This is a genomic window from Dechloromonas agitata is5 (genome assembly GCF_000519045.1).
Classification (GTDB): Bacteria; Pseudomonadota; Gammaproteobacteria; order Burkholderiales; family Rhodocyclaceae; genus Azonexus; species Azonexus agitatus.
The window spans coordinates 1,721,073-1,745,779 of the sequence record NZ_KI912532.1 but is presented as its reverse complement, the minus strand read 5'-3'; the positions used below and the strand labels follow the sequence as shown (position 1 = coordinate 1,745,779).

Here is a 24,707-nt window from a genome sequence, read left to right as displayed (position 1 = left end):
GCAACGCCAAGCACATGATTTACATCGGTTTATTCAATTTGGTGCACTGCACAAAATAGGCTTGACAAGCAGGCAATCATCCCTATAATGAAGTCCATGCTGCAGCGCAACATCCAACAGGGCAGCACTGCAAAAACTCATAGCACTGCATGACTTTTCATTAGGAGATAAACCCATGTTCACCACCCCCGAGCAATTCGCCGCTGCCAACAAGGCCACCGTCGACTCCCTGCTGTCCCTGGCCAACACCGCCCTGGCTTCCGCCGAGCGCATCGCCGCCCTGAACCTGAACACCGCCCGTTCCGTGATGGAAGATTCCGTCTCCGGTGCCAAGGCCCTGATGGGTGCCAAGGATGTCCAGGAAGCCATGTCCATCCAGGCCTCCCTGGCCCAGCCGAACGTCGAGAAGGCCGTTGCCTATTCCCGTTCAGTCTATGAAATCTCGGCCCAGACCCAGGAAGAGCTGTCCAAGATGGTTGAAGCCCAGTTCTCCGAGTTCCAGAAGTCGGTCGCCGGCCTGCTGGACAAGGCTGCCAAGTCTGCCCCGGCTGGTTCCGACGTTGCCGTCGCTGCCGTCAAGAGCGCCATCGCCGCCGCCAACTCCGCTTTCGACAACATGAACAAGGCTGCCAAGCAGGTTGCCGAAATCACCGAAGCCAATGTTGCCGCCGCCACCAACGCCACCGTCAAGGCCGTTGGCGCTACCGCGACCGCCGCCAAGAAAGCCAAGTAATCTCGCTGCAATCAGGCCCCTGCCCCGGCAGGGGTCTTGTTTCATCCACGCCTGCAAACACGAACTGGAGAAGATGATGAGCAACCCGAATATCGAACAACTGACCGCCGCCCAGAAAGCCAACGCCGAAGTCATGATGGCCCTGATGCGTACCGCCTTCAACGGTGTCGAGCGCCTGACCGCCCTGAACATGGCGGCCTCCCGCGAGTTCTTCAACAACACGGTTGCCAACGCCCAGCAACTGTTGTCGGCCAAGGATGCCAACGAAGTCGCCAAGCTGAACAGCGAACTGGCCCAGCCGAACGTCGATAAGCTGATGAGCTACTCACGCAGCGTCTATGACCTGGTTTCCGAAATGCAGAAGGAAATCACCTCGGTCATGGAAGCCCAGTACAGCACCTTCACCAAGACAGCCGAAACCGCCGTCGAGAAAGCCAAGGCCTCCGCACCGGTCGGTGGCGACGTGTTCGCCGCCACGATGCAGTCCATGCTCGGCGCCTCGACCAAGGCCTTCGACCAGATGACCTCGATGGCCAAGCAACTGTCGGATATCGCCGAAGCCAACCTGCAAGCAGCCTCCCAGGTTGCCGCACCGGCCAAGAAGAGCGCCACCGCGGCCGCCGCCAAGAAGGCCGCCGCCAAGTAATTCACCGCGCTCCGGCAAAAGAAAGCCCGCTTTGCAGCGGGCTTTTGCTTTTGGGGGGGGGCGCAAAAAACTACGGCCGCCAGACCCAGGTAATGCCGCGCCGCTCGACCTCAAGGCGAATCTCCTCCATCGCCTTGTCGACCAAGGCCGGAGCCCCCTCGACGCCGAGTTCCAGATGCTTGCGCTCCTTGCCGACCAGCGACGGCAGCGAGAACAGCCGCAAGGTCGGGTAGACGGCGACGATGCGCTCCATCAGGTCGAGCAGCGCGCTCTCGTAGGCGGTCGGGCCGGTGAGCAGGAAGGCCTTCTCGATGGTATCGGCGACCGGCTGGAATTCGCTCTTGTAGAAGGTGTCGAGCACCCACTCGATCATCGGGTGCGCCATCTGCGGGAAGCCCGGCACGAAGTAATGCTCGTTGGCCATGAAACCGGCGATGCGGTTGAAGGGATTGGGAATCATCTTCACCCCTTGCGGGAAAGTGACCAGCAGCTTGCGCTGGTCGGTGATCTCCTCGCCGGCAAAACGGATCTTCAGATCCTCGAACGCTTCAGCATGCAATTCCAGCCCGACACCAAGCGCTGCAGCGGCCGCCTGCCGGGTGTGGTCGTCCGGCGTATTGCCGATGCCGCCGCAGGAGAACACCACGTCGCCAGCGGCCATCGTGCGCTTGAAGGTCTCGGTCAGGCGTTGGCGGTCGTCGCCCAGGTATTCCACCCAGCTCAGGCGCAGGCCGCGCGCACCGAGCATTTCGGCAATTTTGGCGAAGTGCTTGTCCTGCCGCTTGCCGGACAGGATTTCGTCGCCAATGATGATGGCGCCAAAGGTACGGCTCATACACGTTCTCCCTCGATAGTGACCAGCGCGCCGCCGCGCGAGCGGCGCAGGGCCTCCAGCCCGTAATGGACGAATGATAGCGCCGCCAGCGCCGGCACCAGCAAGCCGATGACCGGGATATGGGCAAGCAGGGCCATGGTCAGGCCGAGCATGAAGAGCGGCGTTTTCTGGTCGCGGCGGATGGCCTGCCATTCGCTCTCCGTGGCGTGCATCGACAGCGCGTCGTAGGCAAAGGTACGGCGGTTCAGCCAGCCCATCAGCAACAGGGGGATGAGCAGCGAGAAGCCGGGAATCAGCCAGAGCGGGATGGTTGCCACCCAAGCCAGCACAAAAACGACCGACGCAACCAGGCTGTTCATGGCTGCCGCCACGAAGCTGTCCTTGCCCATGGCCGCCACGTCGCGGTACTCGCTGGCCGACAGATGATTGAGGATCAGCGGCAGGATGACGACGGCGGCGAGCAGCGAGGCCGTCAGGTAGGCGATGGCAAAGATCGCCATCCAGCCCCCCAGGTAAGCCAAGATGTTGGCCAGCCAGACCAGCCCCCAGCCGACGAGCAAGGTCATCGGCGGGTATTCCATCATTTGCTGCACGACAGCGCCCAGCACCCAAACGGCAAGGCCGATGGAGAGCAGCAGCGAGAACAGTGCCGGGGTCAGCACATAGAGCCAGACCTTGCCTTGGCGCAGTGAGGCGAAGGTGCGCGCCAGCGCCAGCATGACATCACCCATGCTTGATGCCCTCCCATTGTTTTTCCAGACGTTTGACCGAGACCGGCACCGGCGTCCGGAGTTCCTGCGCGAACAGCCCGACACGCAATTCTTCGAGCAGCCAGCGGAACTGCTCGACCTGCGGATCGACCGCGCCCATCTTGGCCAGTTGCAGCGCCCGGCGCTCGTAGTTGGTCCATAGCTTGGCGTAGTCGGCCATCGACTGGGCATCGCGCCCCGGGTTCGCCTTCAGCTTGTCGAGCCGCACGCCGATCGCCTTCAGGTAGCGCGGGAAATGTTGCAGGCGCTCAAAAGGTGTCGCGACGACGAAGTTCTTGCTCACCAGCCGCTTCAACTGCGCCTCGATGTCGGCGACCACCGCCGCCTGCGCCTTGAAGGCCGGCAGCTTCTTGGTCACCACCTGCCATTCGGTCAGGATCGCGCCAACCAGCCGGCAAACCTCCTGCATGATCAGACCCAGCCGCGCCTTGGCTTCGCCACAGCGCGCCTTGAAGGCTTCCAGCGTGGTCGGCAGCGGTTCGGTCAGGCAGGCGCGCTCGAAGGTCAGGTCGACGATCTGTCGCTTCAGTTCGTCGGTCGTCCCCAAGGCCATGAACTGCATGCCCATCTGGCTCATGCCCGGCACGTTCTTGTCGAAGTACTTCACCTGCTCGCGGAACTGCAACATGAACAACCGGGCCAGGCCCTTGCGGTGCGTCTCGGCGGCCTCCTCGGCCGAATCGAAGACCTTCAGACTGACCGTCTCGCCGTCATCGACCAGCGCCGGGTAGCCGATCACCGTCTGCTTGCCGACCGGCACCTCCATCAGTTCTGGCAATTCGCCGAAGGTCCAGTCGGTCAGGTTGGTGTATTCGGACGGCGTTTCGTGCAGCTCGGCGAATTCCTCCTTGGCTTCCTTACCCCACTCGCCGCGCAGGGCGACCAGGCTGCGGTTCATGTCCAGCTGCCGCCCATGTTCGTCGATCAGCTTGTAGTTCATCGAGAAATGCGGCGGCAGCGCGTCGGGCCGGAAGGCGTCTGGCGTCACCGCCCAGCCGCGGGCATTCAGGCCGCGCGCTTCGAGGATGTAGTCGATCAGCGGCGGGATCAGCCCGGCGTTCATCTTCTTGTCGTTGCCGGCCGTAGCGGCGATGAACTCGTCGACGAACTCCGGCACCGGCACCAGCTTGGCGCGGATTTTCTGCGGCAGCGTCTTGATCAGCTGCACCAGTTTTTCCTTCAACAGCCCGGGGACCAGCCACTCCATGCGCAGCGCCGGAATCTGGTTCAGTTGCGCCAGCGGCAAGGTCAGCGTCACGCCGTCCTTGGGCGAACCCGGCTCGAAGTGGTAACTCAGCGCGTAATCGACGCCGCCGACCTTCAGGTGATGCGGGAAAGCCTCGGTGGTCACGCCGGCCGCCGAGTGGCGCATCAGGTCGTCCTTGGCCAGGAACAGCAGCTTGGCGTTGTCCTGCTCGGCGGTCTTGCGCCAATGGTCGAAGGTGGCGCCGTTGTGGATGCCTTCCGGGATGATGTGGTCGTAGAAGGCGAAGATCAGCTCGTCGTCGACCAGCACGTCCTGCCGGCGCTGTTTGTGCTCGATCTTCTCGATGTCGCGGATCTGCTTCTGGTTGTGCTGGAAGAAGGGCCAGCGCCTGGCGTAACTCTCGTCGATCTCCTCGGCAACCAGGCCCTGGCGGATGAAAATCTCGCGCGCCTCGGCCGGCGCCAGCGGGCCGTAATGGATGCGCCGCTTGGGGTTGATCACGATACCGTAGAGCGTCGTCCGCTCCCAGCCGGCGACCTGCATCGCCTTCTTTTCCCAGTGCGGATCGAAGTACTGGCGCTTGATGAGGTGAGCGCCCACTTTCTCGATCCAGCCATCTTCGATGCGGGCGACGCAGCGACCGAACAGGCGCGTCGTCTCGGTGATCTCGGCGGCCATGATCCATTTTCCGGCCTTTTTTTGCAGCGGCGACGAGGGGTGGATCAGGTAGCGGATGCCGCGCGCGCCGAGGTAGTAGCCGGATTCGTCGGACTTGCAGCCGATGTTGCCGAGCAGGCCGGAGAGCAGCGCCATGTGGATGGCGTCGTAGGTGCCGGGAATCTCGTTTTCCTTCCAGCCCAGCTCGGTGACCATCGCGTGCAACTGGCCATGTACCTCGCGCCACTCGCGCAGGCGCAGGTAGGACAGGAAATGGGCGTGGCAGGTGTCGACCAGCGACTTGTTCGATTTCTTGTGGTCGACGGCATTCTTGAACCATTGCCAGAGCTTGACCCAGCTGAGGAACTCCGACTTCTCGTCGGCAAACAGCTTGTGCTTTTCGTCGGCGGCCTGCTGCCGCTCCTGCGGCCGTTCGCGCGGGTCCTGCGTCGATAGCCCGGCGGCGATGATCAGCACTTCCGTCAGGCAGCCGAGGTCGCGGGCAGCGACCAGCATGCGGCCAATGCGCGGATCGAGCGGCAGTTTGGCCAGCGCCTCGCCGACCTTGGTCAGGCGATTCTCGTCGTCGAGCGCGCCGAGCTCCTGCAACAGCGCGTAGCCGTCGCTGATCGCCTTGCTCGGCGGCGGCTCGATGAAGGGGAAGGTCTCGACGTCGGTCAGGCGCAGCGACTTCATGCGCAGGATGACGCCGGCCAGCGAGGACCGCAGGATTTCCGGATCGGTAAACGGTGCCCGGGCGTTGAAATCGGCCTCATCGTATAAACGGACGCACACGCCGGCCGCCACCCGGCCGCAACGGCCGGCCCGCTGGCGCGCCGCGGCCTGCGAAATGGGCTCGACCTGCAACTGCTCGACCTTGTTGCGGTAGGAGTAGCGCTTGACCCGGGCCAGCCCGGTATCGATCACGTAGCGGATGCCCGGCACGGTCAACGAGGTTTCGGCGACGTTAGTCGCCAGCACGATGCGCCGCTGGCCGCCGGAAGGTTTGAAGATGCGGTCCTGCTCGCCGGCCGACAGGCGCGAGAACAAGGGCAGGATTTCCGGTGCGTGCGCCGTGCTCAGGCCGGGCCGGGCCAGCGCGTGCTTGCGCAGCGCTTCGGCGGCCTCGCGGATTTCCCGCTCGCCGGGCAAAAAGACCAGGATATCGCCGGGGCCGAGGCGGGCCAGTTCGTCGGCGGCATCGACGATGGCGTCGTAGAGATCGCGCTCGTCGTCCTGCTTGTCGATATCCTCGACCGGCCGGTAGCGCACCTCGACCGGGTAGAGCCGGCCTGACACTTCGATCACCGGCGCGCCGTTGAAGTGCTGCGCAAAACGCTCGGCGTCGATGGTCGCCGAGGTAATGATCAGCTTCAGGTCCGGGCGCTTCGGCAGCAGCTGCTTCAGGTAGCCGAGCAGGAAGTCGATGTTCAGGCTGCGCTCGTGCGCCTCGTCGATGATGATCGCCTCGTAGGCGTTCAGGTAAGGATCGGACTGCGATTCGGCGAGCAGGATGCCGTCGGTCATCAGCTTGACCCAGCTGTCCGGCGTCGTCTTGTCATGGAAGCGGATCTTGACACCGACGCCAGCCCCGACCTGCGTCTTCAGTTCCTGTGCCAGACGCGTCGCCACCGAGCGGGCGGCCAGCCGGCGCGGCTGCGTGTGGCCGATCAGGCCACGGGCGCCAATGCCGAGGTCGAGGCAGATTTTTGGCAATTGCGTCGTCTTGCCCGAGCCGGTTTCACCGCAGACGATCACGACCTGGTGCTTGGCGATCAGCTCGGCAATGTCGGCCCGCCGCTCGTTGACCGGCAGGTCGGACTGGAATTCAGGCTTAGGCAGCTTGTCGCGCCGGGCGGCCACAGCAGCCTGCGACTGCGCCAGCAAGGCCCCGAGGTCGGCCTGCAGTTTTTGTTTTTTTTCCCCGCTCGACCGCAGCAATTCGCGCTGCAGGCCGCGCAGGCGCTTGGCATCTGCTGTCAGGAAATCAGGGGAAAGATCATCATGCGCAAGGCGCTTGCGGGAGGGAGTAGCCATGGGGCCGCATTATATTCGCCCACCCGGACAAAACCGGCGCTTGCCCCCCGGACAGCCATCGTCTCCAGGCTCACTGCGAGAACGACCCCACCAGGCATTCAGCCCCCTCTATTTTCTCCACTTGGCCCAAGGATCAGAAGCGTCCACGGCGGCAGCTCCCGCCGTGTTCGGGGCTCGTCGGCCGGCAACGGCTGCACGGTCGTGCAAGGCCGCCTTCTTGGCGCGCTTCTCGCGCAGGCGTTCGGCATCTTCCAAACTCAACTCGGCCGGCGCCCCCGGCTTCTGGTCTGCCGGCACGATGCGGTCGCGCGGCGGCAATTCGAATTGCTCGGCCGACGCCCGCGGTAGGCTCTTGAACTGGTAAAGATAAAAAGCCTCGACCTTCTCCCGCGCCCAATCGGTCTTTTTCAGGAACTTGACGGCGGACTCGACGCTCGGGTTATTCGCGAAGCAGTTGATGTTCAGGTAGGCAAAGAGGATTTTGAACCCATAGTGCTGGGCGATCTCGGTCACGAGCTGTTTCAGACTGACGCCGTGCAAGGGGTTGTTCTGGTAATCGGGATCTTGGGTCATGGCGGTGTCCAAACGAGCGCGGGGTTGTTCAATTCGTCAGACGCAGAGACGACAAAACAGTCCCCACGCCCTCTCCGAGTCTGCCAGAGAAGGGGCGGCATGCTACCTGTTTTTGTTGCTGTCGGTTGCCCGCTGAGTCAAAACAACAACTGCCACTCCCTTTTGGCAGGCCCCCGAACGTGAACGCCGGGCACCGGGACGATTTCCGGGCATACCAATGACAACGCCGCCCGCAGGCGGCGCTGGCTGCTCGGCGGGGTGCCGGCGATCAGTGCTTCTTGCCCATCCACTGGGCGTTCTTGCCGTCCGAGGTCTTTTCGCAGGTGACTACAACACCGGAGATGGTGGCCTGGGTGCCGACATCCTGGAAGGCACCGGCATCGCCGTTCCAGCACTGCGGCGCCTTTTTGGCAGCCGGGGCAGCTGCGGCCGGAGAGGCCGGCTTTTCGGCGGGGGTCGGGGCTTGGGTAGCACAGGCGGTCAGGCCGAGCGCAATGGCGGAAGTTGCCAGGAAGGAACGCATGGAAGTCTCCGGATAGTGAGTTGGGGCAGATAACGGCGCGCATTGTGGGCGTCGAATGTTTCCGTTTCTTTGCAACTTGCTTTCTGCCCGAACAGGACGGGCTGCGGCAATCGGTCACATGGTCAGGCATGAGCGGTCCGGCTATGCTGGCGGGGCTTCAGACATGCCGGAAAAACCGGCCTCCTTTTACCAGCCTCGCCCAAGCAGCGAGGCTGTTTTTTTGCTCAGCCCCAGATGCGCGTTGCGCCGACGGTGAGCAGGCCGAGGTAGGTAGCAAGCAGCGAGCCGGCGAGATGTACCGTCGCCAACCCGATGGCCAGCGCAGCTTGGCCAGCCAGCAGACGTTCGACGACTTCAGCCGAGAAGGTGGAGAAGGTGGTCAGACCGCCAAGGAAGCCGGTGATGGCGAACAGTTTCCAGGCCAGCGGAAAATGCGTGTTCAGATGGAACACGCCAACCGCCACACCGACCAGGTAGCCACCGAGCAGGTTGGCGGCCAGCGTGCCGAGCGGCAGGGCGATGAAGAGGGGATTCAACGCCAGCCCGAGCAACCAGCGCGCCCAGGCGCCAAAGGCGGCACCGAGGCCGACGGCGAGAAAATTCAGCGGGCTGAGGAGGTGCAGGACGGACATGGCCGAATTCTACTGTCTGACAGCGTTCGGGCGGGTAAAATAGTGCGCTTAATCAAAGAGGTTTAACCGTGAGCAGCCCGAACCAGCCCGCCAACACCCCGGCCCCCGCCGCCAATTTCATCAAGAACATCGTCGAGGCCGACCTCGCCGCCGGCAAGCACGCGCAACGCCGCTGGGCCGGCCGCCCCGGCACGGCCACCGACCATGCCGCCGCACCGCTCGATCCGGCCAAGATCCGCACCCGTTTCCCGCCCGAGCCGAACGGTTACCTGCACTTTGGCCATGCCAAATCCATCCTGTTGAACTTCGGCCTCGCCGAACAATACGGCGGTCGCTGCCACCTGCGTTTCGACGACACCAACCCGGAGAAGGAAGAGCAGGAATACGTCGACGCCATCATCGACTCGGTGAAGTGGCTGGGTTGCTCGTGGGAACAGGCCGGCGAAACCAACCTCTACCAGGCCTCCAACTACTTCGACTGGATGGCCCGCTTCGCCGAATACCTGATCAGCACCGGCCACGCCTACGTCGACAGCCAGAGCGCCGAGGCAATGCGCGCCAACCGCGGCACGCTGACCGAGCCGGGCAAGGATTCCCCCTTCCGCAATCGCACCGTCGAAGAGAACATGGACCTCTTCAAGCGCATGCAGACCGGCGAGTTCCCGGACGGCGCCCACATCCTGCGCGCCAAGATCGACATGGCCTCGCCCAACATCAACCTGCGCGACCCGGCCATCTACCGCATCCGCCACGCCACCCACCACAACACTGGCGACAAGTGGTGCATCTACCCGATGTACACCTTCGCCCACCCGATCGAGGATGCGCTGGAGTGCATCACCCACTCGATCTGCACGCTGGAGTTCGAGGACCAGCGCCCGTTCTACGACTGGCTGCTCGAACGCCTGGCCGAAGGCGGCCTGCTGCAGCGCCCGCTGCCGCAGCAGATCGAATTCTCCCGCCTCAACCTGACCTACATCGTGCTCTCCAAGCGCAAGCTGATCCAGCTGGTGCAGGAAAAACACGTCGACGGCTGGGACGACCCGCGCATGCCAACCCTGGTCGGCGCCCGCCGCCGCGGCTACTCGCCGGACGGCTTCAAGCTGTTCATGGAACGCGTCGGCGTCACCAAGAACGACTCGCTGATCGACTACGTGCTGTTCGAGGACGCCCAGCGCGAGGTGATGAACGAATCGGACGAACGCCGCGTCGCCGTGCTCGATCCGCTCAAGCTGATCATCGACAACTATCCGGAAGGCCAGTTCGAGGACTGCACCGTCACCAACCACCCGCTGCATCCGGAACTCGGTTCGCGCACCATGCCCTTCGGCCGTGAGCTGTGGATCGAAGGCGAGGATTTCCAGGAAGTGCCGGAAAAGGGCTTCCGCCGCCTCTTCCCGGGCAACAAGGCACGCCTGAAGTACGGCTACATCGTCGAATGCACCGGTTGCGACAAGGACGAAAACGGCAAGGTCATCGCCGTGCATTGCACCTACCTGCCCGACACCAAGTCCGGCACGCCGGGCGCCGACAGCGTCAAGGTCAAGGGCAATCTGCACTGGGTCTCGGCCGCCCACGCCTACCCGGCCGAAGTGCGCCTCTACGACCGCCTGTTCGCCGTGCCCGCCCCCGGCGCCCGGCGCGAGGGCGATGCGCCGGATCTCGAGCGCGACTTCCTCGACGACCTCAACCCGGCTTCGAAGACCCTCATCACCGCCATGCTCGAACCCTCGCTGAAGGATGCCCTGCCCGAGCAGCGCTTCCAGTTCGAGCGCCACGGCTACTTCGCCGCCGACCGCATCGACTCCAAGCCCGGCGCCCCGGTCTTCAACCGCACCGTGACGCTCAAGGACTCCTGGGGAAAGGGGAACTGACATGGCCGGAAGCTGGGGCTGCCCGCATGAGGTCAACGACCGCTGCACCAAGATCAACAACCTGCCGTGCAACCCCGGCATGAAGGGCTGCGAACTCGCCGGCCGCTACCGCTTTGTCGACGAGAGCAAGAACGAACGCTACTGGGAGAAGAAGGCGCGGGAGCAGGCTGCGGCGGAGCAGGCTGGTCATAAAAAGGCCGACGATAGCCGCTGATGCCGCTCGACGTCGCGCAACTCGGCCAGGTCTTCACGCCGCCCAATGTCGTGGCCTTCATGCTCGACCTGTGCCGCAACAAGGGCCGGGTGCTCGAACCGTCGGCCGGTGATGGCGCTTTCTTCGACACGCTGCGCCAGCGCGGTGCCGACGTCGTCGGCATTGAGATCGACCGCGGCGTGGCACCAGAAGGGGCGCAGGTCGGCGATTTCTTTGCCTACCCGCTGAGCGAGCAGTTCGACACCATCATCGGCAACCCGCCTTACGTACGTTATCAGGATGTCGCCCGGGAAACGAAGAAGCATCTCCGTTCCGAGCTGTTCGACGCACGCAGCAACCTCTTCCTGTTCTTCATCGAAAAAGCCGTGCGCCACCTGAAACCGGGCGGTGAGCTGGTTTTCATCGTGCCGCGCGAGTTCATCAAGCTGACCGCCGCCAAGAAACTCAACGCGTGGCTGTACGAGCAGGGCAGCATCACGCATTTCTACGAAACAGGCGACGTGCGCGTCTTCGATGGCGCGACGCCCAACTGCGCCATCTTCCGCTTCGAGAAGGGACGCTTCGACCGCCACATGGCCGACGGCCGCATCTTCACCGAAGTCGATGGCCAACTGATGTTCCTGCGCGACGATCATCGGATCCGGTTGGCCGATGTATTCACGGTAAAAGTCGGCGCGGTATCCGGGGCCGACCATATCTTCGCCCACCCCAAGGGCAACATGGAATTTGTCTATTCCAAAACCGTCGACACCGGCGAGACGCGCCGCATGCTCTATGGCATCAAACACCCGCACCTCGACAAGCACAAGGCCGAGCTGCTCGCCCGCCGCGTCCGCAAGTTCGATGAAAGCAACTGGTGGCAATGGGGCCGCCATTTCCCGATCAACGAACTGCCACGCATTTATGTGAATGGCCGGACGCGCCGCCCCGAACCCTTCTTCCTGCACGACTGCCACGCCTTCGACGGCTCCATCCTCGCCCTGTTCACCAACAACCGCCGCATGCAACGCCGCGACCTGATCGAATGCACGATGATGCTCAACAAGGAAGTCGACTGGCAGCAACTCGGTTTCGTCTGCGACGGCCGTTTCATCTTCACCCAGCGCAGCCTGCAGACCTGCCTGCTTCCGGACAAATTCGCCCGCTATCTACCCAAGGATCAGTCATGACCTTCACCCAGCAACTCGCTGCCGCCTGGCAGAAGAACAACTCCCTGCTTTGCGTCGGCCTCGATCCCGATCCCGCCAAGTTCCCGGCCCACCTGAAAGGCCGCGACGATGCCATCTTCGAATTCTGCAAGGGCATCGTCGATGCCACGGCCGACCTCGCCTGCTCTTTCAAGCCGCAGATCGCCTACTTCGCCGCCCGCCGCGCCGAAGATCAGTTGGAAGCGCTGATCGCCCACATCCACGACCAGCACCCGGGCATCCCCGTCATTCTTGATTCCAAGCGCGGCGACATCGGCTCGACCGCCGAGCAATACGCCGTCGAGGCCTTCGAGCGTTACCAGGCCGACGCCGTCACCGTGAACCCCTACATGGGCCGTGACTCGGTCGAGCCCTACCTGGCCTATCCGGACAAGGGCGTCATCCTGCTCTGCCGCACCTCCAACCCGGGCGGCTCCGACCTGCAGTTCCTCGATGTGAATGGCGAAAAACTGTATGAACGCGTCGCCCGCCTGGCGGCCCAAGACTGGAACACCACCGGCCAGATCGGCCTTGTCGTCGGCGCCACCTTCCCGACCGAAATCGCCCGCGTGCGCGCCATCGTCGGCGACATGCCGCTGCTCGTCCCGGGCATCGGTGCCCAGGGCGGCGACATCGAGGCCACCGTCAAGGCCGGCAAAACCGGAAATGCCACTGGCTTGATGATCAACTCCTCGCGTGCCATTCTGTACGCCGGCAAGGACGAAGGGTTTGCCGCTGCCGCCCGCCTGGCGGCACAGGAAACCCGCGACGCGATCAACCTGTACCGTTAAGAGGAAAACCGCCATGCGCATGGACGACTACCGCGAGAGCGACAATATCGAAGACCGCCGGGGCGGCGGTGGCATCGGTCGCGGCGGGGTCGGCATTGGCGGTATCGTCCTCGCCCTGGTCATCAGCTACTTCACCGGCATCAATCCGATGACCCTGCTCGGCATCATGGAGCAGACGCCGCTCGCCCGCCAGGAAGCACCGGTCGCGCACAAGCCGCCGGCCAACGACGAGACAGCGCTGTTCGTCTCCAAGGTGCTGGCCTCGACCGAGGATGTCTGGAACCAGACCTTCCGCGAAGCCGGGCGCCAATACGAGAACCCCAAGCTGGTGCTGTTCACCGGCGCGACACCGACCGCCTGCGGGACCGGCCAGACCGCCATGGGGCCGTTCTACTGCCCGGGCGACCACAAGGTTTACATCGACCTCGCCTTCTACCGCGAGTTGAAGGACCGCTTCCGCGCCCCCGGCGAATTCGCCCAGGCCTACGTCGTCGCGCACGAGGTCGGCCATCACGTGCAGAACCTGCTCGGCATCGCCGACCAGGTGCACAAGGCCCGTCAGCGGGTCAGCGAACGCGAGGCCAATGCTCTGTCGGTACGCATGGAACTGCAGGCCGACTGCCTGGCCGGCGTCTGGGGCAAGCGCACCGACACGATGAAGCAGGTACTCGAACCGGGTGATCTGGAAGCGGCGCTGACCGCTGCCTCGGCGATCGGTGACGACCGCCTGCAACAGCAGGCGCAGGGTCGCATCGTGCCGGAAAGCTTTACCCACGGCTCCTCCGAGCAGCGCGTGCGCTGGTTCCGCCGCGGTTTCGAGACCGGCGACATGAACCAGTGCAATACCTTCAAGACCGACCGCCTGTAAGCCCCGCTTGGACGACCACACCCCTCGCACGAGACCGCGCTGGCGCCGCTGGGGCATCGAAGCCCTGATCTTCATCGCCGGCATGGTCGCCCTCCTGCTCTGGCAGAACCGCAACGCCCCCAGCGGCCCCGCCCCGACCCTCGCCGCGCAGAGCATCGCCGGCCAGCCCTTCGACCTCGCTGCCTGGCGTGCCAGGCACCCCGGCCAGCCGGCCCTGATCTACTTCTGGGCCGAGTGGTGCACCATCTGCAAGACGACCGCCGGGACGGTCGAGAACGTCGCCCGCGACTGGCCGACCGTGACCCTCGCCATCCAGTCCGGCGAGAGCGCCGCAGTCGCCGGTATCGTGCAGCAGCGCGGCTATACCTGGCCGATCACCCTCGCCGACCCCCAGGCCGAGCACTTCCGGCACTACGGCTTCCAGGGGGTGCCCGCCATGGCCGTCATCGATCCGGCCGGCAACATCCGTTTCGTCAGCCAGGGCTACACCAGTGAAATCGGGCTTCGCCTGCGCCTGTGGTGGGCCGGACTGCACTAGCCATGCGCCATCTCCTGCTACTGTTCGTCCTGTTCACTCCCCTGCTGGCCGGCGCCCTGCCAAAGCAGGCAGCCGTTCCCGGCGGCGTCGCCGTGATCGACCTCGGCCCGGCCGGCAATACGCTGCCGACCGCCCATTGGGGCGAGCAACCGCTGGCGGTGATCCAGGAAAATGGCCGCTGCTTCGCCCTGCTCGGCATTCCGCTCGACACCCTGCCCGGCGAGCTGGCAATACGCATCAGCCGGGGTCGTGCGGTAGAGACGAAAGCGGTTGCCATCGGCATCAAGAATTACCCGGAGCAGCGCCTGACCATCAAGGACAAGCGCAAGGTGGAGCCGTCACCGGAAGACCTGGCGCGCATCGAGCGGGAACAGAAAATCACCGAGGCGGTGAAGAAGCGCTTTTCCGATGGCCAGCCCGACACCGCGCTGGCCCAGCCGTCAGCCGGGCCGCTGTCGTCACGTTTCGGCCTGCGCCGCATTTTCAACGGCCAGCCGCGCAATCCCCACGCTGGACTGGATGTGGCGGCCGGCACCGGTACACCGGTGCGCGCCCCGAGCGATGCGGTGGTCGCCGATACCGGCGATTACTTCTTCAACGGCAACACCGTTTTCCTCGACCACGGCCAGGGCCTGATCACCGCCTACATGCACCTCTCGCGCATCGATGTCCATCCCGGGCAGAAGGTCAGGCGCGGCGAACTGCTCGGCGCCATCGGCGCCACCGGCCGGGTAACCGGCCCCCACCTGCACTGGGCCGTCATCCTCAACAACACGCCCGTCGATCCGGAACTCTTCCTGTCACCCCGCTAAAAAAACGACGGCGGCCGCAGCCGCCCTCGCTGACGGACCGATGGCCGGATTTCAGACTTTGGTCTTGCCCGGGGTACTCATCTGTTTCTCGTCCTTCGCCTTGTCGCCTGGGCAGGCGATGGCATTAACGCTGCCGATGACGAAAACGGCGGCCAACAGACTGGAAAGCAATTTCTTCATGGCGAACTCCTGTCGTGAGAGGACAGTCGTTTGATCATTGTCGTCAGACATGGTTCATTACGCACGATGCGCGAGGAAATCATCCATCTCCACCCGGCCGCACCTGCCAAGCCGCCGGCCGGCCAGCCCTGCAACGGCTGCGGTGTCTGCTGCGCGCTGAGTACCTGCCCGGTGGCGCGATTGCGCTTCCTGCAAATCAACGGCCCCTGCCCGGCGCTGACATGGGACCCGCTGGTACACCGTTATCGCTGCGGCCTGCTCAGCGAACCGGCCCGCCACCTGCGCGGGCTGCCAGCCCGCGCCGTACCACTGGCCCGACGGCTGATGCACCGCTGGATCGCCGCCGGCCGGGGTTGCGATTGCGATGTCGACATCCTCGGCTGACGCGCCCCCATCAGTCTCAGCAGGCGGCCGTGATCGCCATCTCGACCCGCCAACCCGGCTTGGCCAGGCGCGCCTGGACACAGGCACGGGTCGGCGCATGGCCGTCGGGCACCCAGGCGTCCCAGACGGCATTCATGCCATCGTAGTCGGCCATGTCGGCGAGATAGACGGTGACCATCAGCAGTTTGCGTTTGTCGCTGCCCGCCTGGGCCAGCAAGGCATCGACCCCGGCCAGCAGGCTGGCGGTCTGGGTGGCGATGTCACCCTCGGTACTGGCCGGCACCTCGACCAGATAAACAGTGCCGTTATGCACCACACTGTCGGAATAGCGGCGGGTCGTGCCGTGACGCTGAATCTGCATTTCGTATCCCCCAAAACGTGAAGCCCATGCGTTTGAGGCACGGGCTTCGGTTACTGCAACCCCGGCTCTTTCGGCAGGGGCATACGGCGTATCGCCGTCACGGAGTACTACACGGTAATCTCAAGAAACAATCCCTGTGATAACTGCCATAGAATCTCCAGCAGCGCAGCGGGTGTTGCCACAACATGCCGATTTTGCTGCACAACCGACACGCTTCCAGCTTAGCACGACCGGCCGAAAAAGCCAGGACAAACTCAGCCCCCTCAGCGACCGACGATCACGTTCGTCCCGCGCGGCAAGCGCGAAGCCGGGACGTAGCCAAGTGCGCCCGGCGTACTCTGGACGTATTTGATGACCTCGTCGATACCGCCCAGTTCGAGTGGCGGCGTACCCTTGCCGACATAGCGGCGAACCAGCCAGTAGCCGGTGTATTGCTCTTCCTTCTGGCCAAGATAGCTGAACAGGAATTCGTCGCGCACCGGGTTGCCCGGTGGCAGGTTGATCGGTACCACGGCCTGCTCGCCGAGCGACACGACCCGCCCGGTGTAGATGCGTTGCACGGTGACCCGGTCGGTTTTCGGCAAGGCCGGGTGACCGATCACCAGCACATCCTCTCCCGCCAGACACGCCCCGCTCCCAAGGATGAGGCTCGCCAGGCAGATGAGCAAGAGGCGCTTCATGGGTCAGAACGTGAAGCTGTACGACAGCGAGAAGATATCGATGCGCCGGTTGCCGCTTTCGCCACCCACCGGCGCATCCACGAAGCTGGACACGAGACCGGTATCGACCCGCGACCATTCCGCCTTGATGACGCTCTTCGAACTTACCCAGTACGAGGTTCCCAGCGCCACTGTCGACTGGTCGTAGGCCGCCAGCAGATCGGCCATCAGACGCTGGTAGGTGCGATACGCCGGATTGACCACATTGGCATTGTCATTGAATTGCCGGTACAGCGAACGGGCCTCGTCGCTCGACTTGACCTTGGCGTAGTAGACATAAGGCGTCCAGGCGCCGATGCGCTTGGATAGCGCGAGATAGCCCCCCCAGCGGTTCAGGCCGCGACTGGCGGAATCGATCCGCATCTTGCCAAATTCGCCGGTCAGCCGGAAGTTTTCGGGCAGGCTGACACTGGCGGCGAGGGTGACGATAGGGACACGAATCTTGTCCATGCCACTCGGTGCGAGGTTGTAGCAATAGGGCGGCGGCAGCCCCCCGCCTCCGGGAAGGGGGCACGGACCATACGTGAATCCTGCCCCGGTTTTCTCACCCGGCCGGGATGCCTCGCCTTCATGGTAGCCAACCCGGAAGGTGTGTTCGAGACTGCGCGCCGTCAGCACCAAGCCACTACTTTTCATGTCGATCGGCAGGAACCAGCTGCCCGGTTTGTTCACATCGTATTGCCGCTCCCGCCCGTAGTAGCGCCAATAAGTGCTCGCCTTGCCGGAATAGGCCTCGGCCATCCAGTCGAAGGTTTCGCCGAACCAGGTCTTGCTGACGCTCAGGCCAACCACGTCGGTGGTCGGGGCAATGGAATAGACCTCCTGCGGCAGGCGTACGAAGTCGTAGGTCGCACCGACATCGGCGTTTTCGGTGTTGAGCATGAAAGGCAGGCGCAGCTTGCCGGCGCGAATCAGCCAGTCGTCGCTCGGCCGCCAGGAAACGAAGGCCCAGGCCAGCGAGGCCTGCCATTGCGTATCGGAATGATCGGAGGGTGCCAGCTTGACCTGAGCCGTCGCCCCCCACTGCTGCGAGAAACGCGCATCGACCTGAGCCCCCAGGATGCTGTCGCGCTTGAACGTTCCCTTTTCGTCGATGAAGCGCTGGTAATTGACCGGTGCATCGGACTGGGCGTAGCCGAAGGTACCGAAGCCGGACCATGCCAGGTCGACGGCTTGCGCCGGGCTGGCCGCGGCGACCAGAAACGGCATGACACCTGCACTGAAAATGCCTCTGAGCTTATTCATTGGAATTATTCTTGCCATGACAAATCATTCGTCTGCCAGTTTAGTCGCAATTTCGCCGAATGCGGCCTCCTGTGCCAAAAAAGCCTCAACCAGCAAGGGATCGAACTGGCTGCCCTGCCCCGCGACGATCAGTGCGACGGCCTCGGCATGGGAAAACTCCTTCTTGTAGGGACGGCGCGAACGGAGCGCGTCATACACATCGGCCACCGCCATCAACCGGGCTGCCAGCGGAATCGACTCGCCAGCCAGGCCGTCGGGATAACCGCTGCCATCCCAGCGCTCGTGGTGGCTGCGGGCGATCTGGCAGGCGAAGGCGAGCATTGCGTTATCGCCCCCCATCTCGCGCAACGACTGTTGCAGCATGCTCTCGCCCTTGACGCTATGCGTCTTCATGATGGCGAACTCTTCGGGCGTGTGTTTGCCTGGCTTCAGCAGGATGTAGTCCGGAATGGCGATCTTGCCAATATCGTGCAGCGGCGAGGCCTTGGCGATCCGGTCGATCTGCTCCGGCGTCAGGAAGGCCGCATCACGCGGCTGCCGGCTCAGGTATTCGGCCAGCAGGCGGACGTAGGTCTGCGTGCGACGGATGTGGTTGCCGGTACATTCGTCGCGGAATTCGGCCAGCGACACCATCACCCGGATCGTTGCCTCCTGCAGGCGAGACACCTCACTCACCCGGGCTTCGACCTCCTTCTGCAACCAGTCGCTCTTGTCTTCGAGGAAGGTCTGCCAGTTGCGGATCTGCAGATGTGTCCGCACCCTGGCCAGCACGACAGACGGTGCGATCGGCTTGTGGATGAAATCCACGGCCCCTATCGCCAGACCGCGTTCCTCATCCTCCGTTCCCGACTTGGCAGTCAGGAAGATGACCGGAATGCGGCGGGTGACCGGGTCGGCTTTCAGGTGCTCGAAAACCTCGTAACCGTCCATTTCCGGCATCATGATGTCGAGCAGGATCAGGTCGGGCGGTGCCAGGGTAGCCAGTTCCAGGCCGCGCTGGCCGCTGTTCGCCAGCTTGACGCGGTAGTGGGTGCGCAGGAGCTGGTTGAGCAGGCTGAGGTTGCCCGGGGTGTCATCGATCACCAGAATACTTGCCCGATCTTCATGCATGACGTTCTCCTTCACCTGGCTGCCCGATTCGTTCGAGTATCGACAGGGCTTCGCCAAAATTCCACTGATCAATGGCATGCGCCAGCGCACTGGCCTGCTGCTGCCCCAGGGCGGCAGTCAGCCGTGCCCGGTTGGCACGCCACAACTCCTCGACTTCGCCATCCCCCTGCCGCAACTGGTCGCACAGGCGCTCGACCAGGCGAGCCACGCTCTCATCGCCTGCTAGATCGCGTTCTACTGCCTCGTTTGTTGCTGCCGATTCGCCAGACAAGGCGTCCAGCGCCGGCAGCAAAACGGACAAGCGCAGTTCGATATCAGCCAGCATCGCACCGGCATCCTGCCCATCGGCCAGTGCCGACTCCAGGCTGGCCAACACAGCCTGCAGACCGGGCATGGCGAAGGTACCGGCCAGGCCCTTCAAGCTATGTGCCTGGCGCCGCGCGGTCTCACTGTCGCCGGCGGCCAGGTACCCGGCCAGCATATCCGGCCAGTTGCGGCAATCGTCGGCAAAACGCTGCAAGGCACGCCGCAGGAAGGATTCCCGCCCGGCAAAGCGACGCAGCAATACCGCCGAATCGATTTCCCCAATGGCCGCCAGTAGCTCGACCAAGGCAGCATCCGGTTGACCCGAGAGCGGCGGAAGCGCCGAAGCCAGCCGGGTCTGATCGGCCCGCCAGAAGCGGAGCAGCATGTCACGCAGGAGATCCGGCTCGAACGGCTTGGCAATGAAGGCCGTGATCCCCTCGGCCCTGGGGTCGTGCAGGCCATGGCCGACAACATGGGCCGTCATGGCGACGATGGGCAGATTGGCGTAACGGCCATCGGCCCGCAGGCGGCGCGTCGCCTCGTGGCCATCCATCACCGGCATTTCGATATCCATCAGGACCACCGCATAATGATCCGGTGCATGGGCGGCCAGCCTGTCGATCGCCTGCTGGCCGTTGCGGGCGATATCGACATGCGCCCCCCAACTGCGCAGCAGTTCGCAGGCCACCTGACGATTGATTTCGTTGTCCTCGACGAGCAGGATCGGCATGCCTTCGAGCTGCAGCGAACGGCTCAGCGATAAGGCCGGAGCGGCTTCCCGCCGGCCCGGCGCAGCCCCGCCCAGCTGACGCAAATCCTTGGGTTGCAAGGATTTCTGAACGACATCGCTGACTGCCGGTGGCAAGTCATCCTGGCGTAACACGGCCGGGTCACTGGCCGATACGACGACCACCGTTCCAGGCATTGCCCGCCCAGTTGCCTGCAGACGACGGACAAGTTCGCTGCCGGTCATGTCCGGCAGCGTCCAGTCGATGACCAGCAGGTCGTAGCCAAGCGCTGCCGCATCATCTGCCGATAGCCGGGCCAGGGCCGCTTCGCCATTGGCGGCCCCCTCGACACGGCTGCACCCCAGTGTGGCAAGTAACTCGCTCATGCTCTGCTGCGCCGGAAGATAATCATCGACGACCAGCGCCCGACGCCCCGCCAGGGGCAGTGCGGCCGGCACCTCTTCATCGGCATCCTTGACGACCGGCAAGCGCAGGGTGAAGTGAAAGACACTGCCCTCGCCAAGGCGGCTTTCCGCCTGCAGATCGCTGTGCATTGCCCCCACCAGGCGCTTCGAGATGGCGAGCCCGAGGCCGGTGCCACCATATTTGCGCGTCGTCGATCCGTCGGCCTGTGAAAACTCGCTGAACAGGCGGCCCATCTGCTCGACGCTCATACCGATACCCGTATCCTCGACCCGGAAGTCGATCGTCACCGTCTGGTCATCGCCGCCGGTGGCGAGCACCTGCAAACGAACATGGCCATGCTCGGTGAACTTGACCGCATTGCTCAGCAGGTTGATCAACACCTGGCCGAGGCGGAGGGGGTCACCCACGACCTGATGCAGTGAGTGCACCGGCCGAAAATCGAGAATCAGCTCCAGGCCCTTGCTCTCAACCTTTTCCTGCACCATGAACAGCGCATTCTGGATAACCGCCTCCAGGTCGAACGGCACGGCCTCCAGCACCACCTTGCCGGCCTCGATCTTCGAGTAGTCGAGAATGTCGTTCAGGATACCGAGCAGGGAGCGCGCCGCGGTGTGGATCTTCGACACGTAGTCGTGCTGGCGCGGCGGCAGTCCGGATTTGAGGGCGAGATAGGCCATGCCGATGATGGCGTTCATCGGCGTCCTGATTTCATGGCTCATGTTGGCCAGGAAAATGGCCTTCGCCTCGGCGGCGACCTCGGCCCTTGCCCGGGCCTCGCGCAGCGCGCGCTGGGCCGTCTCGCGCTGTTCAAGATCGGCCTCGATGGCACTGGCCATGCTGTCGATCGTATTGGCCAGCGCATGCACCTCCTCAACCCCCTGCACATCGCCGATCCGCTCTCCGAATGATTTTTCGGCCAGGGCGATGGCGGTGTGATGCATCGCCGTGAGGGGGGCCAGCAGATGGCGCCTGAGGTAGTAATAGCCGAAAACCAGTACGGCGATGGCCCCGATCAGGAAGCCAAGGGCGATGACGATCCAGCGCTGCAGCTTGTCGCCAGCCTTGACCAGTGAATCGCGGGTCCGCCGGTCGACCTGGGCCGACAATTCGGCAACTGCGATAGCCAGGTCAGCCCGCAGTTTCAGGTAGCGTGATTCGTGCAGCAGCCGGCCGGCGAATTCCGGATGTGGCTCGGTCTCGGAAACCATTTCGCCCTTCACGGGATCGTAGAGGCCTTGTGTCGCGGCAAAGGCGATCTGCTCGACTTCCTTCATGTCGTCGGAAATCCGAAAAACGCGCAACAACAGCGCCTGCTCGACGGCATCGAAGCCCAGGCGACCGGCGCGTTCGGGCAGCGGCACACCCGGTCCGGGCGGCGGCGGCACATACGGCCGGGTGCCGCCGACCACCTCTTCCCAGTAGGCGGCAGTCACGCCCTGCAAGGCCGGTTTGCTACCTTCGCGAATGGCGAGAACATCATAGTAGTAGATCAGGAAGCGGGGATTGGCGGTGGCGACGTAGGAGGCCACCAGGCGACTGAGCAGATCGACCTCACGCCGCACCTCGACCATCAGTTCGAGGGACTCCTGGCGATGCGTCGCGGCCTCATGGGCATCGTCATAAGCCGAGAGGGCGACGAACGTCGCCAGCGTGATCATGCCGAGCATGCCCCCCAGCGCCAGAAGCACGGACAGCAGCGCCTTGCGCAGGCTGACCCGCCGCTCGCGCCCAGTCGATTCGCCCGTCCGCTTTCCTTGAATGAGCACGCCCAGTCCCCTCGGCCATCCCGCCAGACACAAGAATATCGAATGATATGACAAAGCGAATAATGCGAGGTGATTCGCATCAACCCGGCCCGCCCCGATTGGCCTAAACTGCGCCTTGCCCCACAATATGGCCCACGCCCCCGACGCTGCCGCACCATGGACAACCTGATCAAGGACACCGCTACGCTGGAGCTGTTCTGCTGGCTCGACCCCGGTGCCGAGCTGCCGGGCTGGGACATCCTGAAAGGCAGCCCGTTCGGTGCGACGCTGGCCGCACCGGAAGGCGGGGCGCCGCAAGCGGGTGACCAGTTGCTGTTGGTGCAGAACTACTTCGCCGAATACCATCTCGAATATTTCCGCCAGCGCCGCTACAACCACTTCCCCAGCCGCCTGCACGCCTTGCTGCAGTTCGCCACGCGGACCGACGCGATGACCTTCCGCCACAAGCATCCGGACCGCGTCTTCGGCAAGAACCTGGTCTGCGCCCAAACCAAGGGCGCCTACATCTGTTCGTTCCACGATGCCAGCTGGCTCGATTACCTGCGCCTGCCGCACAGCCTGTCGCTCGCCGCGCTCGATGAAGTCGCCGACCACTACTGGTCGGGCCGCACCGTCGAGGAAATCGGCCTGACCTTCATGGATGAGCCCTGGCCGGAGCCACCGGTCATCGAGGCGCTCTACCAGGGTACGCTCGAACCGGTCTGGGGCCATCAGCAATCGGGCTGGCTGCCCGGCTTCCGTTAGGATTTCCATGCGCCGCATCGCCATCGCTCTCGTCATACTGCTGCTCATCGGCGGCGGGCTGTTCTTCATCACCCGACCCAAGTCCATCCCGGTCGTTCTGGCCGAAATCGGCCCCGGCCGCGTCGAAGCGACACTGGCCAACACCCGGGCCGGCACCGTCGACGCCTGCCAGCGCACCAAGCTGTCGACCATCATGGGCGGCCGTATCGAGGTACTCGCCGTCAAGGAAGGCGACCGGGTGAAGAAGGGCCAGCTGCTGCTCAAGCTGTGGAACGACGACCAGCAGGCCCAGGCCAGCCTGGCCCAGGCGCAGATCACGCTGGCTGCCAAGCGCAGCGAGGAAGCCTGTATCGCTGCCACCAACGCCGAAAACGAGGCCCGACGCCAGGCCGACCTGCGCGGCAAGGGCTTCGTCTCGGCCAGCAAGGAAGAGGCCGCCCGCACCGAAGCCGAAGTCCGCCGCGCCGCCTGCAACACGGCAAAGGCCGACGTCGCGCAGGCCGAGGCCAGGCTCAAGGCGACCCGCGTCGAGCAGGGTCGCGTCGCGCTCTACGCCCCGTTCGACGGCATCGTCGCCAAGATCGTCGGCGAGCTGGGTGAATATTCAACGCCCTCGCCCCCCGGCGTGCCGACCCCGCCGGCCATCGACCTGATCGACGACACCTGCCTCTATATCACGGCGCCGATGGACGAAGTTGACGCGCCCAAGATCGCCGTCGGCCAGCCGGTCCGCATCACCCTCGACGCACTGCCCGGCAAGACGCTGCCCGGCAAGGTGCGGCGTGTCGCGCCCTACGTCTCGGCAGTCGAGAAGCAGGCGCGCACGGTCGATATCGAAGTCGATTTCGAGCGGGCAACCGAAGCGGGCAAGCTGCTGGTCGGCTACAGTGCCGATGTCGAGATCATTCTTGCCGTCCGCGACAACGTATTGCGCGTGCCAACCGCCGCCATCCAGGAAGGCAACACGGTGCTGGTGTACAACCCCGCCAGCGGCCAGCTCGACGCGCGCGCGATCCGGATCGGCCTGGCCAACTGGGAATACAGCGAAATCACCGAGGGCCTGCAGGCCGGCGAACGCATCGTCACCTCGCTCGAACGGGCCGGTATCAAGGCCGGAGCCCTGGTGACGCCGGAAGAGAAGCCGGCCGGCAAATAGATGGCACTGATCGAACTGGCCGGCATCGAGCGCCGCTTCCAGCTCGGCGACACGACGGTCCATGCGCTGGCCGGGCTGGATTTGCAGATCACCGCCGGTGAATACGTCGCCGTGATGGGCCCCTCCGGCTCCGGCAAATCGACGCTGCTAAACCTGCTCGGCCTGCTCGACCGGCCGCAGTCCGGCACCTACCGGCTCGACGGACGCGATGTGACGACGCTGTCGCCCGACGAGCAGGCCAAGGTACGCAGCGCCAAGATCGGCTTCGTTTTCCAGAGCTTTCACCTCGTGCCGCGCCTGACCGCCGCCGAGAATATCGCACTGCCGATGATGCTGGCCGGCATCCCCGCCGCCGAGCGCAACCGGCGCGTCGCCAAGGCACTCAAGGATTTCGGTCTGGACCAGCGGGCCGACCACAAGCCGGACCAGTTGTCCGGCGGCCAGCGCCAGCGCGTTGCCATCGCCCGCGCCACGATCATGCAGCCGCCGCTGCTGCTTGCCGACGAGCCGACCGGCAACCTCGACCGCCATACCGGCGACGAGGTCATCCACCTGCTCGAAGAACTGAATGACCGCGGCGTTACGCTGGTCGTCGTCACCCACGACGCGACGCTGGGCGCCCGCGCCCGCCGCCAGCTGGCCATGGAGGACGGCCGGCTGCAGCGCGATTCGGCACGCAGCTAGC

At 64.2% G+C, this 24,707-nt stretch carries 25 protein-coding genes; 13 read left to right on the top strand and 12 right to left on the bottom strand.

The genetic code is table 11. The features are described 5' to 3' along the window. Positions 1 to 175 precede the first annotated feature (175 nt). Positions 176 to 733: a phasin family protein gene (locus tag K420_RS0108640; protein ID WP_027457704.1), complete on the top strand. Its 558-nt coding sequence runs from the start codon at positions 176 to 178 to the stop codon at positions 731 to 733. A 76-nt stretch (positions 734 to 809) separates the two neighbouring features. Further along, positions 810 to 1,379 (top strand): phasin family protein, encoded by a 570-nt coding sequence (locus tag K420_RS0108635; RefSeq protein WP_027457703.1) that lies wholly within the window; start codon positions 810 to 812, stop codon positions 1,377 to 1,379. A 70-nt stretch (positions 1,380 to 1,449) separates the two neighbouring features. Here the strand turns inward: K420_RS0108635 and K420_RS0108630 are convergent, their stop codons facing one another. From K420_RS0108630 to crcB, 6 genes are all read right to left on the bottom strand, one after another. After that, positions 1,450 to 2,214: a competence/damage-inducible protein A gene (locus K420_RS0108630; protein ID WP_027457702.1), complete on the bottom strand. Its 765-nt coding sequence runs from the start codon at positions 2,212 to 2,214 to the stop codon at positions 1,450 to 1,452. Continuing rightward, positions 2,211 to 2,945, bottom strand: a complete 735-nt coding sequence (locus K420_RS0108625) for an EI24 domain-containing protein (protein WP_027457701.1) — start codon at positions 2,943 to 2,945, stop codon at positions 2,211 to 2,213. The genes K420_RS0108630 and K420_RS0108625 overlap by 4 nt, the downstream gene beginning before the upstream one ends. Then, complete coding sequence (hrpA, locus tag K420_RS18480; RefSeq protein WP_051453023.1) at positions 2,938 to 6,885, bottom strand: ATP-dependent RNA helicase HrpA; 3,948 nt, start codon at positions 6,883 to 6,885, stop codon at positions 2,938 to 2,940. Before hrpA ends, K420_RS0108625 begins: the two co-directional genes overlap by 8 nt. 108 nt (positions 6,886 to 6,993) lie before the next feature. Beyond that, positions 6,994 to 7,458: a VF530 family protein gene (locus tag K420_RS0108615; RefSeq protein WP_027457700.1), complete on the bottom strand. Its 465-nt coding sequence runs from the start codon at positions 7,456 to 7,458 to the stop codon at positions 6,994 to 6,996. Positions 7,459 to 7,726: 268 nt separating this feature from the next. Further along, on the bottom strand, positions 7,727 to 7,981 hold the full coding sequence (locus tag K420_RS0108610; RefSeq protein WP_027457699.1) for a hypothetical protein: 255 nt from the start codon (positions 7,979 to 7,981) through the stop codon (positions 7,727 to 7,729). Between the two features lie 224 nt (positions 7,982 to 8,205). Next, a complete protein-coding gene (gene crcB, locus K420_RS0108605; protein ID WP_035854638.1) occupies positions 8,206 to 8,613 on the bottom strand; it encodes a fluoride efflux transporter CrcB in 408 nt (135 codons plus the stop codon). 68 nt (positions 8,614 to 8,681) lie between these two features. On the opposite strand from crcB, the gene K420_RS0108600 reads away from it, so the two are divergent. From K420_RS0108600 to K420_RS0108570, 7 genes are read left to right on the top strand one after another with little or no spacing between them, the layout of a single operon-like run. Next, on the top strand, positions 8,682 to 10,487 hold the full coding sequence (locus K420_RS0108600; protein WP_027457697.1) for a glutamine--tRNA ligase/YqeY domain fusion protein: 1,806 nt from the start codon (positions 8,682 to 8,684) through the stop codon (positions 10,485 to 10,487). Between the two features lies 1 nt (position 10,488). Next, the gene (locus tag K420_RS0108595) at positions 10,489 to 10,701 is read left to right on the top strand and encodes a hypothetical protein (protein WP_027457696.1); all 213 of its coding nucleotides are present in this window, start codon (positions 10,489 to 10,491) and stop codon (positions 10,699 to 10,701) included. After that, positions 10,701 to 11,870, top strand: coding sequence for an Eco57I restriction-modification methylase domain-containing protein (locus tag K420_RS0108590; RefSeq protein ID WP_027457695.1), 1,170 nt, complete (start codon positions 10,701 to 10,703; stop codon positions 11,868 to 11,870). Before K420_RS0108595 ends, K420_RS0108590 begins: the two co-directional genes overlap by 1 nt. Beyond that, entirely contained in the window at positions 11,867 to 12,679 is an 813-nt protein-coding gene (pyrF, locus tag K420_RS0108585; protein ID WP_027457694.1) for an orotidine-5'-phosphate decarboxylase, read from the top strand. Before K420_RS0108590 ends, pyrF begins: the two co-directional genes overlap by 4 nt. Before the next feature lie 13 nt (positions 12,680 to 12,692). Next, positions 12,693 to 13,547, top strand: a complete 855-nt coding sequence (gene ypfJ / locus K420_RS0108580; RefSeq protein ID WP_027457693.1) for a KPN_02809 family neutral zinc metallopeptidase — start codon at positions 12,693 to 12,695, stop codon at positions 13,545 to 13,547. A 7-nt stretch (positions 13,548 to 13,554) separates the two neighbouring features. After that, positions 13,555 to 14,085: a protein disulfide oxidoreductase gene (locus K420_RS0108575; RefSeq protein ID WP_232422747.1), complete on the top strand. Its 531-nt coding sequence runs from the start codon at positions 13,555 to 13,557 to the stop codon at positions 14,083 to 14,085. 2 nt (positions 14,086 to 14,087) lie between these two features. Further along, a complete protein-coding gene (locus K420_RS0108570; RefSeq protein ID WP_027457691.1) occupies positions 14,088 to 14,897 on the top strand; it encodes a peptidoglycan DD-metalloendopeptidase family protein in 810 nt (269 codons plus the stop codon). A gap of 51 nt (positions 14,898 to 14,948) precedes the next feature. Here the strand turns inward: K420_RS0108570 and K420_RS21045 are convergent, their stop codons facing one another. Beyond that, complete coding sequence (locus K420_RS21045) at positions 14,949 to 15,077, bottom strand: hypothetical protein (RefSeq protein ID WP_269746423.1); 129 nt, start codon at positions 15,075 to 15,077, stop codon at positions 14,949 to 14,951. A gap of 30 nt (positions 15,078 to 15,107) precedes the next feature. On the opposite strand from K420_RS21045, the gene K420_RS0108560 reads away from it, so the two are divergent. Continuing rightward, positions 15,108 to 15,461: a hypothetical protein gene (locus tag K420_RS0108560; protein ID WP_232422746.1), complete on the top strand. Its 354-nt coding sequence runs from the start codon at positions 15,108 to 15,110 to the stop codon at positions 15,459 to 15,461. A 16-nt stretch (positions 15,462 to 15,477) separates the two neighbouring features. On the opposite strand, the gene K420_RS0108555 is transcribed toward K420_RS0108560, so the two are convergent. The 5 genes from K420_RS0108555 to K420_RS18475 all read right to left on the bottom strand — a co-directional run bounded on the left by K420_RS0108555 (position 15,478) and on the right by K420_RS18475 (position 22,122). Further along, positions 15,478 to 15,822 carry a RidA family protein gene (locus K420_RS0108555; RefSeq protein WP_027457688.1) on the bottom strand — a complete coding sequence of 115 codons (345 nt, stop codon included), beginning with the start codon at positions 15,820 to 15,822 and terminating at the stop codon, positions 15,478 to 15,480. A gap of 263 nt (positions 15,823 to 16,085) precedes the next feature. Further along, positions 16,086 to 16,502: a hypothetical protein gene (locus tag K420_RS0108550; protein ID WP_027457687.1), complete on the bottom strand. Its 417-nt coding sequence runs from the start codon at positions 16,500 to 16,502 to the stop codon at positions 16,086 to 16,088. A gap of 3 nt (positions 16,503 to 16,505) precedes the next feature. Beyond that, positions 16,506 to 17,786 (bottom strand): hypothetical protein, encoded by a 1,281-nt coding sequence (locus K420_RS0108545; RefSeq protein WP_157275045.1) that lies wholly within the window; start codon positions 17,784 to 17,786, stop codon positions 16,506 to 16,508. A gap of 24 nt (positions 17,787 to 17,810) precedes the next feature. After that, complete coding sequence (locus K420_RS0108540; RefSeq protein ID WP_035854636.1) at positions 17,811 to 18,896, bottom strand: response regulator; 1,086 nt, start codon at positions 18,894 to 18,896, stop codon at positions 17,811 to 17,813. Then, positions 18,889 to 22,122, bottom strand: coding sequence for a hybrid sensor histidine kinase/response regulator (locus tag K420_RS18475; RefSeq protein ID WP_051453021.1), 3,234 nt, complete (start codon positions 22,120 to 22,122; stop codon positions 18,889 to 18,891). The genes K420_RS0108540 and K420_RS18475 overlap by 8 nt, the downstream gene beginning before the upstream one ends. A 156-nt stretch (positions 22,123 to 22,278) precedes the next feature. On the opposite strand from K420_RS18475, the gene K420_RS0108530 reads away from it, so the two are divergent. The 3 genes from K420_RS0108530 to K420_RS0108520 are packed head-to-tail and all read left to right on the top strand — an operon-like array spanning position 22,279 to position 24,706. Beyond that, positions 22,279 to 22,866, top strand: a complete 588-nt coding sequence (locus K420_RS0108530; RefSeq protein WP_027457684.1) for a hypothetical protein — start codon at positions 22,279 to 22,281, stop codon at positions 22,864 to 22,866. Between the two features lie 7 nt (positions 22,867 to 22,873). Further along, on the top strand, positions 22,874 to 24,022 hold the full coding sequence (locus tag K420_RS0108525; RefSeq protein WP_027457683.1) for an efflux RND transporter periplasmic adaptor subunit: 1,149 nt from the start codon (positions 22,874 to 22,876) through the stop codon (positions 24,020 to 24,022). Further along, on the top strand, positions 24,023 to 24,706 hold the full coding sequence (locus K420_RS0108520; protein ID WP_027457682.1) for an ABC transporter ATP-binding protein: 684 nt from the start codon (positions 24,023 to 24,025) through the stop codon (positions 24,704 to 24,706). The last annotated feature ends 1 nt before the right edge of the window (position 24,707 follow it).

Bases quoted from the DNA above. Each gene is read 5' to 3' on its own strand.
- K420_RS0108520 (WP_027457682.1), top strand. From the start codon at position 24,023: ATGGCACTGATCGAACTGGCCGGCATCGAGCGCCGCTTCCAGCTCGGC.
- K420_RS0108555 (WP_027457688.1), bottom strand. From the start codon at position 15,822: ATGCAGATTCAGCGTCACGGCACGACCCGCCGCTATTCCGACAGTGTG.
- K420_RS0108595 (WP_027457696.1), top strand. From the start codon at position 10,489: ATGGCCGGAAGCTGGGGCTGCCCGCATGAGGTCAACGACCGCTGCACC.
- K420_RS21045 (WP_269746423.1), bottom strand. From the start codon at position 15,077: ATGAAGAAATTGCTTTCCAGTCTGTTGGCCGCCGTTTTCGTCATCGGC.
- pyrF (WP_027457694.1), top strand. From the start codon at position 11,867: ATGACCTTCACCCAGCAACTCGCTGCCGCCTGGCAGAAGAACAACTCC.
- K420_RS0108550 (WP_027457687.1), bottom strand. From the start codon at position 16,502: ATGAAGCGCCTCTTGCTCATCTGCCTGGCGAGCCTCATCCTTGGGAGC.
- K420_RS0108610 (WP_027457699.1), bottom strand. From the start codon at position 7,981: ATGCGTTCCTTCCTGGCAACTTCCGCCATTGCGCTCGGCCTGACCGCC.
- K420_RS0108615 (WP_027457700.1), bottom strand. From the start codon at position 7,458: ATGACCCAAGATCCCGATTACCAGAACAACCCCTTGCACGGCGTCAGT.
- K420_RS0108570 (WP_027457691.1), top strand. From the start codon at position 14,088: ATGCGCCATCTCCTGCTACTGTTCGTCCTGTTCACTCCCCTGCTGGCC.
- K420_RS0108630 (WP_027457702.1), bottom strand. From the start codon at position 2,214: ATGAGCCGTACCTTTGGCGCCATCATCATTGGCGACGAAATCCTGTCC.
- K420_RS0108590 (WP_027457695.1), top strand. From the start codon at position 10,701: ATGCCGCTCGACGTCGCGCAACTCGGCCAGGTCTTCACGCCGCCCAAT.
- ypfJ (WP_027457693.1), top strand. From the start codon at position 12,693: ATGCGCATGGACGACTACCGCGAGAGCGACAATATCGAAGACCGCCGG.
- K420_RS0108625 (WP_027457701.1), bottom strand. From the start codon at position 2,945: ATGGGTGATGTCATGCTGGCGCTGGCGCGCACCTTCGCCTCACTGCGC.
- K420_RS0108525 (WP_027457683.1), top strand. From the start codon at position 22,874: ATGCGCCGCATCGCCATCGCTCTCGTCATACTGCTGCTCATCGGCGGC.
- K420_RS0108545 (WP_157275045.1), bottom strand. From the start codon at position 17,786: ATGAATAAGCTCAGAGGCATTTTCAGTGCAGGTGTCATGCCGTTTCTG.
- crcB (WP_035854638.1), bottom strand. From the start codon at position 8,613: ATGTCCGTCCTGCACCTCCTCAGCCCGCTGAATTTTCTCGCCGTCGGC.
- K420_RS0108540 (WP_035854636.1), bottom strand. From the start codon at position 18,896: ATGCATGAAGATCGGGCAAGTATTCTGGTGATCGATGACACCCCGGGC.
- K420_RS0108530 (WP_027457684.1), top strand. From the start codon at position 22,279: ATGGACAACCTGATCAAGGACACCGCTACGCTGGAGCTGTTCTGCTGG.
- hrpA (WP_051453023.1), bottom strand. From the start codon at position 6,885: ATGGCTACTCCCTCCCGCAAGCGCCTTGCGCATGATGATCTTTCCCCT.
- K420_RS0108640 (WP_027457704.1), top strand. From the start codon at position 176: ATGTTCACCACCCCCGAGCAATTCGCCGCTGCCAACAAGGCCACCGTC.
- K420_RS0108635 (WP_027457703.1), top strand. From the start codon at position 810: ATGAGCAACCCGAATATCGAACAACTGACCGCCGCCCAGAAAGCCAAC.